General features: G+C 51.3%; 14 protein-coding genes. 6 read left to right on the forward strand and 8 right to left on the reverse strand.

Annotated features, from left to right (window positions below; translation table 11 throughout):
- Positions 1–60: 60 nt before the first annotated feature.
- Both IQ268_RS24720 and IQ268_RS24725 read right to left on the reverse strand, forming a co-directional pair.
- Entirely contained in the window at positions 61–384 is a 324-nt protein-coding gene (locus IQ268_RS24720) for a hypothetical protein (protein WP_193884816.1), read from the reverse strand.
- A gap of 156 nt (positions 385–540) precedes the next feature.
- On the reverse strand, positions 541–1,005 hold the full coding sequence (locus IQ268_RS24725) for a Fur family transcriptional regulator (protein WP_193884819.1): 465 nt from the start codon (positions 1,003–1,005) through the stop codon (positions 541–543).
- Positions 1,006–1,734: 729 nt separating this feature from the next.
- On the opposite strand from IQ268_RS24725, the gene IQ268_RS24730 reads away from it, so the two are divergent.
- Positions 1,735–2,328 carry a hypothetical protein gene (locus IQ268_RS24730; protein WP_193884821.1) on the forward strand — a complete coding sequence of 198 codons (594 nt, stop codon included), beginning with the start codon at positions 1,735–1,737 and terminating at the stop codon, positions 2,326–2,328.
- Here the strand turns inward: IQ268_RS24730 and IQ268_RS24735 are convergent.
- Both IQ268_RS24735 and IQ268_RS24740 read right to left on the reverse strand, forming a co-directional pair.
- Positions 2,318–3,490, reverse strand: a complete 1,173-nt coding sequence (locus IQ268_RS24735) for a histidinol-phosphate transaminase (RefSeq protein ID WP_193884823.1) — start codon at positions 3,488–3,490, stop codon at positions 2,318–2,320. The genes IQ268_RS24730 and IQ268_RS24735 overlap by 11 nt on opposite strands.
- A 181-nt stretch (positions 3,491–3,671) precedes the next feature.
- Positions 3,672–4,316, reverse strand: a complete 645-nt coding sequence (locus tag IQ268_RS24740; RefSeq protein ID WP_193884826.1) for a YqiA/YcfP family alpha/beta fold hydrolase — start codon at positions 4,314–4,316, stop codon at positions 3,672–3,674.
- 221 nt (positions 4,317–4,537) lie between these two features.
- On the opposite strand from IQ268_RS24740, the gene IQ268_RS24745 reads away from it, so the two are divergent.
- The 4 genes from IQ268_RS24745 (at position 4,538) to rpsN (ending at position 7,919) form a co-directional block, all read left to right on the forward strand.
- The gene (locus IQ268_RS24745) at positions 4,538–5,473 is read left to right on the forward strand and encodes an SDR family oxidoreductase (protein ID WP_193884828.1); all 936 of its coding nucleotides are present in this window, start codon (positions 4,538–4,540) and stop codon (positions 5,471–5,473) included.
- Between the two features lie 213 nt (positions 5,474–5,686).
- Positions 5,687–6,775 (forward strand): RIP metalloprotease RseP, encoded by a 1,089-nt coding sequence (gene rseP, locus IQ268_RS24750; protein WP_193884830.1) that lies wholly within the window; start codon positions 5,687–5,689, stop codon positions 6,773–6,775.
- On the forward strand, positions 6,772–7,467 hold the full coding sequence (nth, locus tag IQ268_RS24755; protein WP_193884832.1) for an endonuclease III: 696 nt from the start codon (positions 6,772–6,774) through the stop codon (positions 7,465–7,467). Before rseP ends, nth begins: the two co-directional genes overlap by 4 nt.
- 149 nt (positions 7,468–7,616) lie before the next feature.
- Entirely contained in the window at positions 7,617–7,919 is a 303-nt protein-coding gene (rpsN, locus tag IQ268_RS24760; protein WP_193884842.1) for a 30S ribosomal protein S14, read from the forward strand.
- A gap of 244 nt (positions 7,920–8,163) precedes the next feature.
- On the opposite strand, the gene IQ268_RS24765 is transcribed toward rpsN, so the two are convergent.
- Both IQ268_RS24765 and IQ268_RS24770 read right to left on the reverse strand, forming a co-directional pair.
- Positions 8,164–9,528: a tetratricopeptide repeat protein gene (locus IQ268_RS24765; RefSeq protein WP_193884844.1), complete on the reverse strand. Its 1,365-nt coding sequence runs from the start codon at positions 9,526–9,528 to the stop codon at positions 8,164–8,166.
- A 237-nt stretch (positions 9,529–9,765) separates the two neighbouring features.
- Positions 9,766–12,720 carry a DUF4347 domain-containing protein gene (locus IQ268_RS24770; RefSeq protein ID WP_193884846.1) on the reverse strand — a complete coding sequence of 985 codons (2,955 nt, stop codon included), beginning with the start codon at positions 12,718–12,720 and terminating at the stop codon, positions 9,766–9,768.
- A 398-nt stretch (positions 12,721–13,118) separates the two neighbouring features.
- Here IQ268_RS24770 and IQ268_RS24775 point away from each other — a divergent pair, with 398 nt between their 5' ends.
- Entirely contained in the window at positions 13,119–13,307 is a 189-nt protein-coding gene (locus IQ268_RS24775; RefSeq protein WP_193884848.1) for a hypothetical protein, read from the forward strand.
- 259 nt (positions 13,308–13,566) lie between these two features.
- Here the strand turns inward: IQ268_RS24775 and IQ268_RS24780 are convergent, their stop codons facing one another.
- Together IQ268_RS24780 and IQ268_RS24785 are read right to left on the reverse strand one after the other, a co-directional pair.
- Positions 13,567–14,007 (reverse strand): DoxX family protein, encoded by a 441-nt coding sequence (locus IQ268_RS24780; RefSeq protein ID WP_193884850.1) that lies wholly within the window; start codon positions 14,005–14,007, stop codon positions 13,567–13,569.
- 577 nt (positions 14,008–14,584) lie between these two features.
- Entirely contained in the window at positions 14,585–14,845 is a 261-nt protein-coding gene (locus IQ268_RS24785) for a helix-turn-helix transcriptional regulator (RefSeq protein WP_228035690.1), read from the reverse strand.
- Positions 14,846–14,856 lie beyond the last annotated feature (11 nt).

Genomic DNA, 14,856 nt, shown 5'->3' on the forward strand with positions numbered 1-14,856 from the left:
GCCATTTGGGGACAGCAAAGGAGTGGGGATAGAAACGATAGGGACTTAAAAGAGGCGGCATTACGAGGCTGGACGCGATCGCTCCAACTCAACAATGCGAGCTTCTAAGCGGTCAATCCGTTCTCGCTGCTCGATCAGCAAGGTACCCAACCGTTCAAGCATGGGAGCCGGGGGCGGAGAGGGGGCAACGTTGTCGCTGATGTTCAGGTCGGGGATTTCCACTCCAGAAGCACGACCTACTCGGGAAAGCTGAGTTTCTAGCCGACTGAGCCTCGATCGAATCAGGGTTGTTTCGGACTCCAACCGCGATACTCTGGAATCTACTCGTCCCGTAGCCGGAGCGGGGGTCGAGCGTTGCACAATCAAAAACACAACGATCACCATAACAACAAGAGTGCCTAATTGCTTAAGCACTCTTATTAGCCGATTTGAAGGAAGTCTCACTGGAACGTACTCGGGTGAAGGGTCGTTTAAGGGTGAGGACAGTTTGATGACTCATCAAACCGTGTTGGGTTATCAGCCCGTCAAGTTGCTGATAGCTTACTGAAGCGCAGCGCCCAAAGCGGCATCTGCTTCCTGGTAGCCGTAGAAGTCAATGCAATAGTTCGTGATTTTAACTCCTGTTTGTTGCTCAATTTGAGCTAACAGGTCGGCAGGCAATTCAACATGGACATCAATGATGCGATTCGTATCGACGCAGTTAATGTGGCTGTGGGGATCGCTGATGTTACCGTACAGACGGCCATCTGAGCGCTCAATGCATTCGATGATGCCTTGTCCTGATAGTGCTTCTAAGTTTTGATACACCGATGTATGACCGATCGCTTTACCTTGTTGGTTGAGGCGATCGTAAATCTCACGCGCCGAGAGATGCTCTTGCGCTTGCCACAACAGCTCCAAAATAAAGCGACGCTGCTTGCTCAGGCGCATCCCTAGCGTTTGGCAACGATCTAAGGCATCATCCAGGGAACGAATTGGTTTTTTAACAGCTGCTTCAGTGTGCATATCTTAATTACTCTCAAGCTATCCAAACTAGTGATTAACCTCAACCACCCTCTATTCTAGTTGTGACTGCCAAACCAAATCGGGGTTGATGCCTTGATGCAAAAGGGTGGAATCACCTTACCACCTACAGTCAGCGTTTGGTTGCCAGTCTCGGTTATAAAAGCTTGCTTATTTATAATAGTGTTGAGGCAATTAGCCTGAGTGAGACACACTATCTAACCAGTTGCAGACTAACCAGTTGCAGAATGCAAGAATAACGGCAGAAGGCTGAGGCGATAACCGTAAGCAGCTTCATTTGAGGTGAGTTTGTCTCAAGTTTGCTAAAACAAACTCACTACCACTTTAACTTACAGGTTGCTAAATTGTCCACTTAGGGTCTGGGTTGGCATTCCAGTACCGTTGGGTAGAATTATTCCAGTCTGCTGGCCAATCTGCTGGGTTGGCTCAAGTTCTTTACCATTACTTCAGCAACTCTTGATTTTGCGGACGCTGGAGCTAGGCTTTGATGCCATAGAATGTGAGTGTTAACTACATACATGTCAAACTGATAAGCGTCAAATGGCTGAGTGCTAAACCCAACGTTTCATTGACAGCAGCCTGTTGCTGAAGCGATGCACAGCAGATGCATAGTAAAGTACCTCAGAATTTTGTCGCTCATCTACTCACCCGACGATTTACCCAGTGGACGTATCCGTGGCCCTATCGGCAAGCCCCAGGAACACATCGGAGATGGATAGCGAAAATCAGCAGCGCTACCAGCCTGCCCCGCCCGACCCTTCTGCCGAATCTGAACGGTCTGCTGACCCACAAGCAGACCCACCGCATGATAACGGAGTTAATATTAAGCGTTCAGATGTTTCTCTGTCATTGATTGATTGTTCTCAACCCGAGACGATTCTGGCCGCGCTGCGAGACGGGCAACTGTTGACGGTCAGCAGCCGACGGCGCAATGGGTTGGTTCTCTACAAAGGCTACCATGCTGAGTTTGCTGGCCCTGGCTCGGCAGTGGGCGGTATGTTCGATCGCGACTGTCGGCTGGTGATTCCGGTTGGGGACTTGTCGCTGCTCTACCCTGAGTCGCACGACGATCGCCAGCGGGCGTATTTGATTCGGCGGCAGTGGATTCGGCTGACTCAACAATTTACAGACAAGTCATTGTCGCTTCAGCGAGCGCAAATGATTTTGAATCAATTTGAAACGTATTTTGATGCTGAAACGGTGGCTCGACTGCCCGATGAAGCGTTTGCCATGATGGTTGGGGTGTTGCCCCAAACGATTCGTCTGGCGCGTCGCCCTCCTGGAAAACTCAAAGTCAGGACTTGAGCAGCGCCTGAATGCGGTCGATAGTGCGCTGATTCTCTGCCGGACTGCCAACCGTAATACGCAGACCATGATTAATCTGGCGGACTAAGGTGCCCTGCGCTTTCAATTGCTCAAAGAGCTGGTTTAGATCGGGTTTTCCTTGGGTACTGGACGCGGTTCCACCCGGTTCGCGTAAGCGCACAAAAATAAAGTTGGCATCGCTCGGCCAGACCTGTAGAGCCGGATGCGCCGAAAGAATTTGAGTGAGCCGATCGCGTTCCCCCAAAATTTCGGGGATGATGCTCAGCAACGTTTGCTGATGGGTAATTGCCAACTGTGCTGCGGCTTGCGACAGGCTGGGCAAGTTGTAGGGCAATCGAACTTTTTCTAGCGTGGCAATTAACTCAGGATGGGCGATCGCATACCCAACGCGATGTCCGGCTAAGCGAAACGCTTTAGAGAATGTACGTAACACCATCCAGTTCGATCGCGATGGTAATTCACCAACGACTGTGGTTTGACTAAATTCAAAGTAGGCTTCGTCCACGACGACCAGCACCTGTTCTGGCAAACTGCGTAACCAGTTCAGTTCAGCCTGGGTCAGTGCATTTCCGGTGGGCGAGTTTGGGTGAACCATAAAGACCACCCGAATTGGAGGATGCTGTGTTTGCTCAATAGCTGATTGGGCGGCGGCCACGTCAAGTTCAAAGGTAACGTCCGATCGCCCTACGGTAACGACTGGAATTCCTAACGTCTCTGCCAAAATTCCATACATTGAAAAGGTTGGTTGAGCGACCAGAACCGCTCCTTCCCCCTTTAAGCAAGTGGCAATTAAAATAGAGCGAATTAATTCGTCTGAGCCGTTGCTGACCGAGATGTGGTTAGACGTTACCCAGTTAGCGGTCAGTGCTGCCGACTGGGTGACATAGTGCGCGATCGCCGCTCTGAGTGTTCCGTGGGCACCATCTGGATAGCGGTTAGACTCGATCGTCTGCTGTGCCATCCACAGCAGCTTTTGCTTGAGGTCATCGGGCAAGTCGTACGGATTTTCGTTGGTGTCGAGCCGATCGATCGTTGCAGGAGCCAGACCCGATGCTGAAGGATCTGGACTACCAGACATACCGCCGGGATGAGGCGTGTAAGCGGTAAGTTGAGCCAAATCTGAACGGAGAAAAGGCAGCATAAGCAATACCATTGCCGTTGCTAAAACGGTATAAAGCTGAGAATGACTGCTTCTAGGATACGTTGTCAGCGATAGTGGACAGCGAAATCAAACGAAAAATCCCTATTTCCCAGAGGTGCCGTGGAGCGGGGCTGAGTCCAGCCAGGGTTAAGGCAATGGGAGCAACGCCGTTCCCCTTTTGCTATCTCTCCTTCAAACGACAAAACTGTTTGATTGCCTGCCAGATTTCGTCCTTTGCCGTATCGAGAGCATGGTCGCTATCCAGTTCAACCAACTGAACCCAGGGACGTTGAACCGCATAATCTCGGCTCGCTTGAATTGGAATGACATCATCATGTACGCCGTGCAAAATGAGCGTTGGCACAGGGCGTTGAAGCTGGTTTTCGCTGTATTGCTCTGCATCGGTTACAAACCTGTAGCTCAGGGGCTGCATTTGCTGACTGCTGTAGTGGTAAACCGACAAATGCTGCTGGTCTTGCCACTGCTGGAGTTGCTCTGCTCCTAATTTGGGTAACCAGTGCGCTAGAAACTGGAACGCCGGAGCCAATAAAACCAGGCGATGAACGTGATCCTGCTTTTCACCTAGCCATGCGGCGGTCAACCCGCCAAAACTGGAGCCAATCACGGTAACTGGGGCTTGAGTGGCTAAACACTCGGTTTGCACCTGCTGAATTTGGCGCGTTAGGGTGAGGTGAAAAAAGTCGCTTTGATTTAAGTCGGGACTGTTGAGGTTGAGCCGAAGAGCCTGAAAGCGATCGCGCAAATATCGCGCCTTGTTAGATTGAGGGCTAGACGCAAACCCATGTAAATAAATGTAAGATTCCATCCACTCTGGAGAGAGACGATCCAGAGTCAATCTTATCGGTATAGTGGGCAGAGCCTACCGTTGTGCCCTATAAATTTTGGCTGTCATATCCTGCTGTCATATCCTGACTGCTGCACGGAACAAAACGCTTAATAGGGTTGCTTTAGGTTCTCAGCACAGGTCTATCAGGCATCTTAACCAAGTGTCTAAAGTTTGCTGTTTCTTGGTTTGTAACCGAAACCATGTCTAATTTTTTATCCGATCGAGTTGTTTTAATTACAGGGGCTTCCTCTGGAATTGGCGCGGCACTGGCGCAACTGTTGGCTGAACAGCATTCAGGGATTCGGCTCATTCTGGCTGCCCGTGATGCCGACAAACTAGAATCTGTTGCTACACACTGTCGAAAAGCAGGGGCAGATGTTTTGGTGGTTCCCACCGATATTACGAAGGTTGAGCAGATCGATGCCTTGGTCGCGGCGGGCTTAAATCGATTTGGCTGGGTAGATATACTGGTCAACAATGCGGGTTATGGGCAGATGGGGCCAGCCGAACTCATTCCGGTGGAGGCAATCAGGCGACAGTTTGAGGTGAATTTGATTGGCCCCATTACTCTGACACGGGCGCTAATTCCGGTTATGCGCGATCGCGGCGGCGGTCGCATCATCAATGTCAGTTCTCTGGGGGGGCGACTGGCCTTTCCCTTTGGCGGCTTATACAGCGCGTCGAAGTTTGCCCTGGAAGGGATAAGCGATGCCTGGCGCATGGAGTTAGAACCCTTCAATATTCGCGTCAGTGTGGTTGAGCCAGGTGCGGTGCAAAACGATTTTGTTGACGTGGCGCAACAACAGGTCAAACTGGCGATTCACAACCCAATGGAAACACCGTATCGAGCAGCGTTTGAAAAACTAGAAGGGTTAGACCAACAAGTGAGCCGCAGTGCCTGGACATCCGAACAGGTCGCTAAAGTGGTGTTAAAAGCGATTAGCGATCGCCATCCCAAGCCGCGTTATATGGCAGCGACCGGTGGCCGTTTTTTGGTGTTTGTTATGACTAAGCTCATGCCGACTCGCCTGGTCGATCGGTTCTGGCAACGCTTTTATGGCATCGATCAGGTCGCTAAAGACTGGCGATTAAAACAGCAACCGAAAGGAAACGGTTTGGCTGCGCCGCGAAAATAGAGACACGGGCGTTGCTGAATGGACGAATGCATTGGTTGAGTGGTCGTGGCACTGCTCGCCGCTGAATTCCCAAGCGTGGGAGACATGGTTGGAATACTGATTGGCTCAATTCTGGCCTGGATACAGGCAAAGTAGCAAAATGAGTCTCAAGTGTCGCAGCAGAGACACTCTAGAATGGATTAAGATAACTAACTGAGTTGCGCTGGAATTTATATGTCAGTTTTGGCGGCGATCGCGGTACTAGCAGTTTTGATTGTGGTACATGAAGCGGGTCACTTTGCAGCCGCTCGTTTGCAAGGGATTCATGTTAACCGTTTTTCAATTGGGTTTGGCCCTGTCCTCTGGAAATACCAGGGGGCACAAACGGAATATGCGATTCGAGCCTTTCCCTTAGGTGGCTTCGTTGGCTTTCCGGATGACGACCCAGAGAGTGAGATTCCAGAAAACGATCCAGACCTACTACACAACCGTCCCGTTCTCGATCGCGCTATTGTCATCAGCGCTGGCGTTATTGCCAACTTAATTTTTGCTTACCTGGTCTTTGTGGTTCAATTCACAACGGTTGGCGTTCCCGACGGGTTTAACTATCAACCGGGAGTGTTAGTGCCGCAAGTGATGCAGGAATCGCCTGCTGCCGAAGCGGGACTGCGTTCTGGCGATATTATTCTGGCGATCGACAATCGCGAACTTGGCTCGTCTGAAACGGCGATTCAAGAGTTGATGCAGACGATTCAAAACAGCCCGAACGAATCGCTCGATTTAACCGTACAACGGGGCACACGTCAGCTAGACGTGGCGGTAACACCCGCTCCCAATCCTGATGGCAAATCGCGAGTGGGCGTAGAACTCATCCCAAATGGAACGGTAGAGTACCGCTCTCCCAATGGAGTAGGCGAGGTGCTAACCCTTGCTGCTCAAGATTTCCAGGGCATGTTCGTTAGAACCGTCCAGGGATTTGGGATGCTGATCACTAATTTCTCAGAGATGGCAGGTCAGGTTGCTGGCCCGGTGAAAATTGTGGAACAAGGAGCAGGGTTAGTCTCCTCTAACGCGAACAGCCTGTTTCCGTTCACAGCCATCATCAGTATTAACCTGGCGATCATCAATATCTTGCCTCTCCCGGCTCTAGACGGTGGGCAACTGGCATTTCTGCTGATCGAGGGCTTACGCGGCAAACCTTTACCCAACCGCATTCAGGAAAACGTGATGCAAACTGGCCTGGTATTGCTGTTGGGGTTAGGTATCTTTTTGATCGTTCGTGATACAACTCAACTAGAAGTGTTTCAACAGCTATTCCAGTGAGCATCAGCCGTAAACGGGTCATCAAGCAACGAGCGTTAGAAATTTTGCTCCGCCTGAAGCGGCTCTATCCAGATGCAACGTGCAGCCTTAACTATGAAACGCCAGTGCAGCTTCTGGTGGCTACCATTCTCTCGGCTCAATGCACGGATGAGCGGGTGAATATGGTTACGCCAGAGCTGTTTCGGCGGTTTCCAACCGCTCACGACCTGGCCGAGGCGGATAGTGACGAAATCGAACGTCTGGTTCGTTCTACCGGGTTTTATCGCAACAAAGCTAAAAACATTCAGGCGGCGTGCCGCATGATTGTGACGGACTTTGGAGGCACCGTGCCCAGGCAAATGGACGCGTTGCTAAAACTGCCGGGGGTTGCCCGCAAAACCGCCAATGTGGTGCTGGCTCATGCCTATGGCATCAACGCTGGAGTAACGGTCGATACCCATGTCAAGCGGTTGAGCCGCCGTTTGGGGCTAACCGAGCAAACTGAGCCAGTCAAAATTGAACGCAATTTGATGGAGCTATTGCCCCAGGCCGATTGGGAAAATTGGTCGATTCGGTTGATTTATCACGGTCGAGCGGTTTGCAATGCTCGCAACCCGGCTTGCGATCGCTGCCAGTTGGCGGATCTGTGCCCGTCGGTCGATTTAACCAAAGTAACGCCTCCCTCTCCACCGGCCATGATCTTGCCTCAGTAGATTGCCTCAGTAGATTGCAGTAGGGAGCCACTCGTGATTGCCGCTCTGGTCATGGCAAAATCAGAAATAGTGAGCATCGCATCTAACGGTTTCAGATTGAATCGGATAGAATAGAAAACGGTGTCTTAATTGGGGTATTAGAAACCTGCATGGCAAAGAAGAGCATGATCGAGCGGGAGAAAAAACGCCAAAAATTGGTGGATAAGTACGCTCAAAAACGAAGCGATTTAAAAGAGCAATTTGCGAACGCTACGACTCAGCAAGAAAAACTTGAGATTCATCGCAAAATTCAGCAGTTGCCACGCAGCAGCGCTCAAAATCGTGTGCGGAATCGGTGCTGGATGACTGGACGGCCAAGGGGCTACTATCGTGATTTTGGTCTGTCCCGCAACGTTCTGAGAGAAATGGCCCACGAGGGATTGTTGCCTGGAGTTGTTAAGTCAAGCTGGTAGCGGTTTGAATCATTTAACGTTCAATAAACAAAAGCGATCGCCTTCGGATAGAGCGATCGCTTTTGTTTATTGTGGCGTTGCTAAATCGTGATATGAATTCGTCCACTCACCTCCAGTTTCAGGGAACGTCCGCATCTCCGACGTTCCCAAAAATCTAAGGGATTTGGGAGGCGATTGAAGCTGTGACCGCTCAACGCCTGATCCATCTGTTCAGCAATGCCTTTAATTAAATGGCCTGCATCGGCTACTGTTGCAGACTGGATATCGAACGAAGCACATTCCGGTACCCTTCGGCCTGCCCCTGCTGTAAGTACAGCTCAGAGGCGCGGCCAAAGTCGTCCATTGCCCCCGAGCGATCGCCTATCTCTACCCGCAACCGCCCCCGGCTGTAGTAGGTATCTGCATTCTCAGGGTTATACCGAATCGCTTGCGTATAGTCTTCCAGAGCGCCCTGGCGATCGCCCAACGTCGAGCGAATTGCACCGCGATTTCCCAATGCCTGGGCATTCCCCGGATTGAAGTAAATCGCCTGGGTGTAGTCTTCGTTCGCGCCACCGCTATCTCCTAAAGCCAGACGAGCCGTTGCCCGACCGCTCAGCGCTTCTGCATGATCGGGCTGAATGGTCAAGGCTTGCGTATAGTCCTGGATTGCCCCTTCTGGGTCGCCGGTTTGCAGCCGAATGTCGGCTCGACGCTTGTAAGCTTCTGAGGAGCTAGGATCTAAGGCAATCACTCGGTTCAAATCTTCAAAGGCTCCCTGCCGATTCGCTAATGCCAGCCGCACGACCGCACGACCCAAATACGCCTCGGTGTAGTCTGGTTTGAGAGTGATGGCCTGATTAAAGTCGGCCAGTGCCTGATCAAGTGCGCCTAGATCGGATAAAACAAAGCCTCGGTTAAAGTAAGCGGTTGGTGAATCAGTGGCTAGCTCGATCGCCCGGTCAAAATCAGCAACGGCCGCTTGCCGATTCCCAGACGCATACTGAGCGCTGCCACGGTTTAAATAGGCTTTAGCATAACGCGGCTGGATCTGGATGGCTCGGCTAAGATGGACGATCGCTCCCTCTGAATCACCTAGTTCCATTTGGGTGGTGCCACGATGAAAATGCGCTTCTGCCAAATCGGGCTGAAGCTGAGTGGCCTGTTCAAAATCGGCAGCGGCAGCGGTGCGATCGCCCTGTGCTGCCTGAGCAATGCCCCGATAGAGATAGGCTCTGGCATTCGTTGGCTCAATTTGAACGGCCTGATCAAAATCAGCTAATGCCTGCTGGAGATCGCCCAGGTTGTAATAGGCAATGCCCCGGTTGTAATACGCTTCGCCATAGGTTGGGTTGAGTGCGATCGCCCGATCATAATCTGCGATCGCGGCGGATTCATTGTCTAACGCGATATGGGCAAAGCCACGATAAAGGTAAGCTGCCGCATAATCAGGGTCAATGGCGATCGCCTGGTCAAAATTAGCAATGGCCTCACCGTAGTTTTGTTCGGTGACGTTAGCAACGCCGCGCGTGTAGTAGTCGCCTGCCGTTGCTTGGGCAACCAAAGCTGGAGGTTGGGCGGAAGCGATAGGTGCCCCTGCTAAACAGGCAGCCAGTCCGACTGCCGTCATAATCCTGTGCATTGAATGCATAGCTTTGCCCTCAGATTTTGCCGATAAATGCAGAGAGATTCCCGAATGCCGAATCTTCAGCCAAATAGTACCCAGGCTACGGCGTCCAGCAACAGCTTCATTGCAAATCTTTAAGCGCAGCCCGATGTTATGCAAACAAAGGACATGCAAAAAAGGGACAAGCTAGCTTGTCCCTTCGGATGTTACATAGGGTATTTGTTTTAGCTATGGTGAGGCTTAGACGGCAAAATAATCTGTTACGTTTAGCACCCCTGCCGCCTGATCGCCGGGCTTAAAGTTGATGCCAGTCATATTCACCGTCAAGTCACGGAAGCCATAGCCTGGGACGTTGTTGTTGACAACGAGGAAGGTTTGATTCCGCCACTCAAAGAACACCGCTTCTCTGGCTTGTAGTCGCTGGTTGCCTTCAGCTTCCTGATTTTTGTCGCGAAAGGCGCGTCTGCCTGCCCGAATGATGTTTCGAGCCGTGATTGTTCCAGCATTAAACAACCCGGTTGGAGCCGTTAATGCCCCCAGATTATTTTCATAGCTCAGTAGAACCTTGTCGCCTTCGCTGAAATTGAAGTCGGTAATTTGATCGGGAGCTGCACCCGTTGACTGTCGCAATGCAGCATCTTGATTCACCCCAACAAAGAAGAAGCGATCGGCTCCGGTACCCCCTGTCATAATGTCTTGGCCGGGACCACCCACCAAGAGGTCATCGCCCTCTTCACCCTGAAGAACATCGTTACCGCGATTACCGTAGAGGACATCATCTCCTTCTTTGCCTCGGAGCAAGTCGTCGCCCTGACGGCCAAACAGCACGTCGTTGCCTACTCCGCCATTGAGGCGATCGTCACCCAAGCCACCATCAAGGCGATCGTCACCCAGGTTGCCAAAGAGGTTATCGTCACCACGACCACCAAAGAGCCTATCTTCTCCTTGTCGGCCTCTCAGGATGTCCTGGTTGCCGCCCCCTCTCAGGATGTCGTTCCCCAGACCGCCATCGAGGTCGTCGTTGCCTGCTCCGCCCTCTAGAACATCGTTGCCATCGTTTCCTCGGAGGACATCGTTGCCACGTTTCCCTCGGACGATGTCATTGCCAGCCCCACCATCGAGGAAGTCGTCACCTGATCCTCCGTCCAGGTCATCGTTGCCAAGGTTGCCAAACAGCACGTCAACTCCCTGGCCGCCGCGCAGAATGTCGTCGCCTTGATTGCCGCGCAGCAAGTCGTTACCGCCATCTCCTATGAGGCGATCGTTCCCCAGACCTCCCTCCAGGATGTCACCGCACTCCAGGCCAAGCAGCACGTCGTTACCCGCCAATCCGCGAATGGTGTCGCTATCGGCGCTACCTTCAATACGGTCGTTGCCCGCCGTACCTACCAGGGTTAAACCGGGCAAGCAACCGGGGTCTGCAGGTGGCTGTTCTGGAAACTCTGGTTCTGGTGGAAAGTCCAACACGCCCTGAACCGACAAGGCAACCGTTCCAGGCGTAGCGGCAACCGAACCACTATCGTCGATCGCGTTGTATGTAAAACCGCCGTTGCCAAAGAACTCTGGCGTGCCTCTGAAGAAAATTTGCCCAATTTGAGCGGGCGAAATTTCCTGCCCTTCAACCAGCGCGGTACCGCCTGCATTGGGGTTGCCTAAGAAGAGCGTACCCTGGTTAGCCGGGGGAAGGGTGTCAATAAAATAGGCAACAATCACCCCATCGGGGTCGGTTGCATTTAGCCCGGTGACATTGACCGTTTCACCCTGGTTCAGGCTGAGGTTGACATTGGCAACCTGTGGTGGTTGGGACAGCGTTTCAACCAGGAAATTACGAACTTCGTGAATGTTCGTTTGCGAGCCAGTGGAGCCACTAAACCCAAACTTGAAGGTGTCGGGAACCGGACTGTTAGCGGCGATCGCGTCAAAGGAATCAATGACTAACTCACCGGGGTCATTAAAATCGTCATCGCCGTTCAGGTCGATCCGAACGCTTAGAACGCCCGTCCGGCTAAGCTCTACATTGACGCGGCGGCGAGCATCCTCACGGTTCGTGACCACTGCTCCGTTAAAGGAATTGTCGATGCCGCGAGGTAAGCTGCCAGTGCCCGTTAGATAAGCATAGTCGGTTTGTTGACTACCCCTAACTGCAATAGAGTCAGGAATTCGTCCTGGCCCGGTTGTTTTTTGGCTGCCTCGGAACGTCGTTTCGGTACTGGAGAAGTTGCCATAGGCATCAAACCCGATGCCAAGGTAGCCTCCTTGCAAACCGGCGATGCCATCCACATTACGGGGTGCATAGCCAAAGGAACCGCCAAAGCCTCCCGCAACGCTAGGAGACTGGCTGCCGTCGATCAGGAAGAAGCCGATACCGTCTGCCCCCGTACCGCCGTAGGCAAAGAGATCAAATGTGATGGACAACCCGGCGTTAGACTCAACAGGAGTGTCATAAATGACAAAAGACGCTTCATCGCGATCGGCGCTGGTTAGTCTCAACGCGCCCTGTCCATCTGGGTCAAGGGCAACTCCAGTGGGGCTACCCGGTATGCCCGATGCATCCGGAGCCGTCGTACTTCGAGCCGTTAAAAAGGGGTCAAACTGAGTGGCAGTAGTTCCTCTACCAAAGAGCCAGGGACCACTGTTTAAAGTAGCTCCAGTAAACGTCTCGGAGACCAAGACCGTTTGTAGAACCGAATCGTATCTGTCTAGGACGCTTTGTTCAAATGCAATAAAGGATTGGATGTCTCCTGTAGAGGCTTCTAAAACCCAATTGCCGCCTAACGCTGCATTTCCGGTTAAATCGATAGAAGCGGCAATATCCGCTCCGGTGATAGCACCCAAAGTTTGCACAAAGTCTGTGCCGATGTCTCCTGCGGCCACATTACAGCCGTACAGCAGAATGTCAGCATCAGCCGTAAGAGCAGTGGACCAGCTTTTTAGCTGCTCGGCATATAAACTAAGCGTCCTTGCGCTCAGTTGTGCTGCACCAAGTTGCAGTTGTCCAGATTCTCCATGGGACACAATATGGAGACTTTCAACCCCAGTTTTTCCGGCCAGGGCTGCGGTAATTTGTTCAACGCCGTTGCGAGAAGTATCGAGTATGAGCACTTCAGCATTAGGGCTGGCGCTCGCAATTAAACTCTGATAATTCTCGACTGTTGGATCAACAACAATCAGGGTAGAAGTAGGTGAAGAGGTCATGGTAAACGCTTGCTATATACAACAACGGACTGGACGATGGCACAGCGATTAAATGGACGATCTGTGTTCAACACCCTGCGTAGAATTACCCTGCGTATAATTTCGCATATGATGAGCGATATGTCGCGTAGTTCTAAATTGAATATACAAACAATCTTACGTATAATCCCTTAAATTGCGGTAGTATTACTGAACACTCTTTTACTGAGCAACACATCATTCATAGGGTTGATTTCAAGGTCAAAATGCTGTCAAAACCAGTCAGGCAATGGTTTGTGCCAGAGAGCCTGGCTGCATAAATTCAGATGTAACGCTTAATGAATGCTTCACAAAGACAGAACATTGGGCACGTCTGCCACCAAAATTTCAAAGGTAGGCTCAATGTTAAGTGAAGTTAAATGAAGATGAAGCGGCATCATCCCAGTGGTAATAAATGGCATTTGCTCATGGCTAGAGCGAGTCCACATCTGCCTGTTCAACCCTACGATTTGATTGAGCAAACGGGCGATCGCCAATGCAGCGTCTGCGATGGTTGCTGCATCAATTGGGTTGATAATTTAGCTGCCGTGCAAGCCTATTCAAAATAGGTCGATTTCAGGAGTCGATAGGAGTTGATCAGAGTCGATCAAAAACTGCCCGTTGGATTGTTGCATTTTATGCTAGTAGTGCAACCCTCTGAGGTGTTCAACAATTGCACTACACGCTACACGAGAGAAAGGGTTGACTTGCAGAATGATTGTGCATGGCAAATTGGATCGCCCTATGTGCAACAGCGACAGAAAGTACGTATGGGTTGATCCGGTAAGCCAACAAACCATACAGGCCGAACCGATGCCTGTTGCAGCTCTAGCGGCGGCTCTCCAGGTCGGTGGGTCGGTTGGCATAGGTTGCACTGTGAGACGCAGCGGTTCTGGCATCCAGGCTGATCGCTCCCGCTCCAAAGGCGACAACCATGAGCAACCCACCCATGATGGACAGGTTTTTAAAAAACTGGATGACCTGCATCGGATTGCCAAAGTCGGTATGAAAAATGAGTGTCGTAGGAATAAGAAATGCGATGAGCAAGATGGCTCCCCATTGAGCTTTGTAGCCCAAAATGACAGAAGCTGCGCCAACCAATTCAAGCGCGATCGCTCCAATCAGCAATAAGGGCGCGATCGGCAGACCAACTCCCTGAATTTGCTCAATTGTGCCTGCTGGATCTAGCAGTTTTCCTACTCCTGACCGAACGAAGATGATAACCAGAAAGGCACGGGCAACTACTGGAATAAACCGTTGTACGTTCATGGTGAAACCCCTAATTACTTCGACTTCAATTCGACTTTAGAGTGAACTCAACGACAGACTGGGTTATTGGCTCAATGAGGTTGGTCTGATGCAGGTAGTGCTTAAGAAGCAAGTCTTTGATTATTTTCCATCATGATTCTTATCCTGTGATGTAAATACGTTTCCTGCTTCAGGATCATCGTTGCCACATTATCATTCTTGTTCGATCGCTACTGAGTCAACCTTCATTGATTCTGGCACTGGTTCCGCTGATGCGGAAGTGAGCAGACTATTCCTGCTCCATCATTTTCCGTCATTCACCGTCACGGTTCAGTCGTCTTTTGTTCAGATCCACCAGTAGCATGTGGATGTCTGCCTGACTCTACTAGTACTGATGTTTGCGCAATACAGCGGAATGGAGTTTCTAGTACGTTTGTCAGTTCATCAGGCTCTATGGCTGTCGTCTTGGTTAAATCGCCATCGAAATTAGAGAACCGACGATCAAACCTTACAGTACAGACCAGACTTTACATCTCTGCTCCTTGGCAAATTGCTCTACAGAAGTGAGCCATTACAGCTCAGGATCAACATGCAGCGATCAACGACGGTTGGACGGCTTGCTTTCTTGAGACTTAGCAGGCTCTTCTGGTTCGGGAATGTAGCGCAGCAGCTCACCCGGTTGGCAGTCAAGCGCCTTGCACAATTTTTCCAACGTGGTGCGATCGAGCCGAGGTGGCATCAAACGACTGTTTTTGAGTTTGGAAAGGGTGACCGGGTGTAGCCCTGTCAACCGCGCGAGTTCCTTGTATTCCGTTTCACGGTCAGCCATGACCGCCGCTAGTCGCCACTTGATTGGCATCTCTTTACTTG

The sequence above is a fragment of the Oculatella sp. LEGE 06141 genome (assembly GCF_015207605.1).
Classification (GTDB): Bacteria; Cyanobacteriota; Cyanobacteriia; order Elainellales; family Elainellaceae; genus Oculatella.

Excerpts from the sequence above, each read along its gene's own strand:
- IQ268_RS24720 (WP_193884816.1), bottom strand. The coding sequence starts at position 384 with ATGGTGATCGTTGTGTTTTTGATTGTGCAACGCTCGACCCCCGCTCCG.
- IQ268_RS24725 (WP_193884819.1), bottom strand. The coding sequence starts at position 1,005 with ATGCACACTGAAGCAGCTGTTAAAAAACCAATTCGTTCCCTGGATGAT.
- IQ268_RS24730 (WP_193884821.1), top strand. The coding sequence starts at position 1,735 with ATGGATAGCGAAAATCAGCAGCGCTACCAGCCTGCCCCGCCCGACCCT.
- IQ268_RS24735 (WP_193884823.1), bottom strand. The coding sequence starts at position 3,490 with ATGCTGCCTTTTCTCCGTTCAGATTTGGCTCAACTTACCGCTTACACG.
- IQ268_RS24740 (WP_193884826.1), bottom strand. The coding sequence starts at position 4,316 with ATGGAATCTTACATTTATTTACATGGGTTTGCGTCTAGCCCTCAATCT.
- IQ268_RS24745 (WP_193884828.1), top strand. The coding sequence starts at position 4,538 with ATGTCTAATTTTTTATCCGATCGAGTTGTTTTAATTACAGGGGCTTCC.
- rseP (WP_193884830.1), top strand. The coding sequence starts at position 5,687 with ATGTCAGTTTTGGCGGCGATCGCGGTACTAGCAGTTTTGATTGTGGTA.
- rpsN (WP_193884842.1), top strand. The coding sequence starts at position 7,617 with ATGGCAAAGAAGAGCATGATCGAGCGGGAGAAAAAACGCCAAAAATTG.
- IQ268_RS24765 (WP_193884844.1), bottom strand. The coding sequence starts at position 9,528 with ATGACGGCAGTCGGACTGGCTGCCTGTTTAGCAGGGGCACCTATCGCT.
- IQ268_RS24770 (WP_193884846.1), bottom strand. The coding sequence starts at position 12,720 with ATGACCTCTTCACCTACTTCTACCCTGATTGTTGTTGATCCAACAGTC.
- IQ268_RS24775 (WP_193884848.1), top strand. The coding sequence starts at position 13,119 with ATGAAGATGAAGCGGCATCATCCCAGTGGTAATAAATGGCATTTGCTC.
- IQ268_RS24780 (WP_193884850.1), bottom strand. The coding sequence starts at position 14,007 with ATGAACGTACAACGGTTTATTCCAGTAGTTGCCCGTGCCTTTCTGGTT.
- IQ268_RS24785 (WP_228035690.1), bottom strand. The coding sequence starts at position 14,845 with ATGCCAATCAAGTGGCGACTAGCGGCGGTCATGGCTGACCGTGAAACG.